Below are 882 nucleotides of genomic sequence, written 5' to 3' on the forward strand. Positions count from 1 at the left end.
AGCATATGAGAAATGATGTGGCTGACTACATGCGTTATTACAACTTAGAGCGGCTCCATACTTCTAACGAAGATATGTCGCCAATCGAGTACGAAAACTCTTTAAGAAAAGTGTCCTGATTTAGTTGCGCAGAACACATTCTGCTTGACTCGTTTCACCAGTCAAACACCATTGCAGAAAAAACCAAGGAAACGAGAACGACAAGCGTTATCACCAATCTCAACCTCATGAACCAAGACTCCAACACCTCTTCCTCAAATAGCTTTCGATCAATCACCAGCAAATAGATAAAACAGAAGGCGAACACGAGCGAACTATAAATCGACTCACAAGACGCTGCTAACCAAGCTAGAAGAGTGACAAAATTACTGTGCAAGAAGAGATTGATGGATGCATCACGAAGCAGAAACAATCCCCAATGAATGCCCGCCAGGAAAGAGATGATCACAGCGGCATATATACGCAAAGCCAAGTTCAAATTAGTCTCGTGCATATCAGAAAGGAACAGATACATACTTGGGATCAAGTAAAAAGGGAGTGCTCCGGCAAAGGTCAAGGATATTGCGATACAACGCTTATTTTTGTTCATGTGGCAGATTAACTCCAAGTCTGAGTAAAACCGTTCATTAGGCACTGGCAGCGTTCGAACTGTTTTATTGTTGATACCAGTTTATAGATCTAGCTCTATTTAGATCGTTTCAATATTGTCTAGCAATGTCAGCGCTCTCTCGTGAATGAGCTGCTTTTCTTGATCAGATTTTTTAGCCCACTGCTTGGCGATAAAAGATAACCTTTGATTGTCGGCCAAGCGTTCTTCATGCCTTCCAAAAAAATCCCAGTAAAGAGCATTGAATGGACAGGCGTCGGGCGTTACCTTCTCTT

General features: G+C 42.2%; 2 protein-coding genes and 1 pseudogene. 1 reads left to right on the forward strand and 2 read right to left on the reverse strand.

Annotated features, from left to right (window positions below; genetic code table 11):
* On the forward strand, nt 1-119 hold a 119-nt coding region (locus A3735_RS22530; protein WP_156499836.1), incomplete at its 5' end, for an IS3 family transposase.
* 35 nt (nt 120-154) lie between these two features.
* On the opposite strand, the gene A3735_RS22535 is transcribed toward A3735_RS22530, so the two are convergent.
* Together A3735_RS22535 and A3735_RS31270 are read right to left on the reverse strand one after the other, a co-directional pair.
* Nucleotides 155-589, reverse strand: a complete 435-nt coding sequence (locus tag A3735_RS22535; RefSeq protein ID WP_068508353.1) for a DUF3429 domain-containing protein — start codon at nt 587-589, stop codon at nt 155-157.
* 99 nt (nt 590-688) lie between these two features.
* Nucleotides 689-882, reverse strand: a pseudogene (locus tag A3735_RS31270) (cryptochrome/photolyase family protein); the annotation flags it as partial.

This window comes from Oleiphilus sp. HI0061 (assembly GCF_001635675.1).

Bases quoted from the DNA above. Each gene is read 5' to 3' on its own strand.
- A3735_RS22535 (WP_068508353.1), bottom strand. From the start codon at position 589: ATGAACAAAAATAAGCGTTGTATCGCAATATCCTTGACCTTTGCCGGA.